Genomic DNA, 2,108 nt, shown 5'->3' on the forward strand with positions numbered 1-2,108 from the left:
GCCGCCGCCGCTCTGGCACAGCAGGGCTTCGGTGCAGCCTTCACCAAGGAAGTGCGCGGTACGATCGACGAGCTGGTGAAGGCCGGCAAGGAAGGTGAGGCCCAGGTGATGATCCTGGAGATCCTCGAGGAATCGTATGCCGGCGCCGCACTGGCGGCGCGCGATACCTTCGGAGGCGCGCTGACCGCGCTCGGCCATACACTGGATGACATCACCACGGCCAAGGACGGAAGCCTCAAGGGGGCAACCGCTGCCGTCAACGACCTCATCGACACTCTGAAGGACCCGAAGGTCAAGGAGGGATTCGACAGCATTGTCACGCTGGTGGCCAATCTGTCCAGTGAGCTTGCGAATGGTGTTGTTCAGATCGCCGGTTTCATTACCAAGGTCCGGGATCTCGCGAATCTAGACGCTGGCGGAAGCGTACAGGATGCCGGCGAGGCTGCACTCAACGAGAAGATGGCCCGACTGAACGGGTTGATCAACTACGCGAAGCAGAACAAGACAGGTCTCCTCGGGATTCCCCTGACGGATTCCCAGGAGGCTGCCAGGCTCAAGCAGATCAACGATCTGACTCAGCAGCGTATCGGCATCCAGCGGGAGCTGACTGAGCGCTACAAGTATCAGCGGGCGGCGGAGGCATTCAAGGGAGTCACCGGTTCGGTAGATAGCACGGCAAAATCCAGCGACAGTGCGGCGAGAGAGGCTGCCGCCGCAGCAGCCGCGGACGCAGACAACGCGAAGCAGCGCGTTGCCAGCCAGCAGCAGCTTCAGCGCGCTTACGAAGCCAGCGGGCTACAGCTCAGGCGCCAGATCGAGTTGTTCGACACCAGCGCGGACCGATCTGGCAAGGCCACCGAGCTGCAGCGCCTGAACTTTGAAATGACGCAAGGCAGCCTGCAAGGCCTGAACGCTGCCCACCAAGAGCGCCTGCGCGCACTTGCCAGCGAGATTGACCGGTTGGCAGGGGTGAAGTCAGCGAATGAGGAAGCGGCCAAGGCCACCGAGGCCTTCGTCAAGTTGAAGGACGAGCTGAACAGGAAGGACTCGCTCGGCGTCGACTTGGCGCGAGACCGTCTGAAGGTACTGCAGGCTGCCGCTGCTGTAGGCGCTGCAAATGATCCAGAGTTCGCAAAGGTTGCCGGCAAGGCGATCGAACAGGTCGGTGGCTCGATGGGAAGCGAGTATCGCGGGCCGGACGCGCTCTATGGCGGGGCCAGCGGCGAGTTCTCCAAGATCAACAAGGCGGTCGAGGAGGAGAACAAGCGGTATGCCGCACAACTGGAGGCCCTGGAGGAATACAGGAAGGCGCGCGCTGATCTGACTGATGAGTGGGACAACCAAGAGGCGGCGCTGGCGGTCACCCATCAGGCCAGGTTGGATGAGCTAGACAAGGCCCGGTGGCAGGTCGGATTGACCGCTGCAGAGCAGGGATTGGCCGGCGTCGCGGGCGTCATGCGTGCCGGCTTCGGCGAGCAGTCCGGTATCTACCGGGCCGCATTCGCAATTAGTAAGGCGTTCTCCGTCGCGAAGGCCGCGCTGGCTGCCAAGGATGCAGTCAGCTCGGCACTTTCAAGCGGCCTTCCGTTCCCTGCCAACCTCGCGGCGATGGCCGCCGCAGCGGCAGCAGTTGCCAACCTGGTCGGCGAAGTTTCGGCGGTTGGCATGGCCCACGACGGTATCGATAGCGTTCCCGAGACGGGAACCTGGCTGCTGCAAAAGGGCGAGCGGGTCACCACTGCGGCCACCAGTGCCAAGCTGGACGCAACCCTCGACCGAGTGTCCCGCGATGCTGCTGGCGGAGGTCGGGGCGACACCTTTGAGATGAATTTCAACGTGAACGGCTCCATCAGCGAGCGGGAACGGCTGATGCAGGAGCAGACAGTGCGTCGCGCGGTAGCCTTGGCGCGGCAGGATCGTGTGGCGGACACCACATCTGGCACAGGTCCCCAATCACGCGCGATGCGATCGAACTGGAATGTCAGAAGGAAGGTCGGGTAATGGCGCTGATCATGCAGCCGAAGTGGTTGCCCGAACCGCTGCGCGAGGGCTATGGGCTGCGCCATGTATCCCCGCAGACGCGGTCCACCTTCGTGAGCGGGCGATCC

1 protein-coding gene is annotated in these 2,108 nt (G+C 63.1%); it reads left to right on the plus strand.

Annotated features, from left to right (window positions below):
- Window positions 1-2,001, plus strand: a 2,001-nt coding sequence (locus V3B48_RS21255; RefSeq protein WP_329894406.1) for a hypothetical protein, incomplete at its 5' end; no start/stop codon positions are given.
- Window positions 2,002-2,108: the final 107 nt, after the last annotated feature.

Source organism: Stenotrophomonas sp. SMYL20 (genome assembly GCF_036320045.1).
Lineage (GTDB): Bacteria > Pseudomonadota > Gammaproteobacteria > Xanthomonadales > Xanthomonadaceae > Stenotrophomonas > Stenotrophomonas maltophilia_A.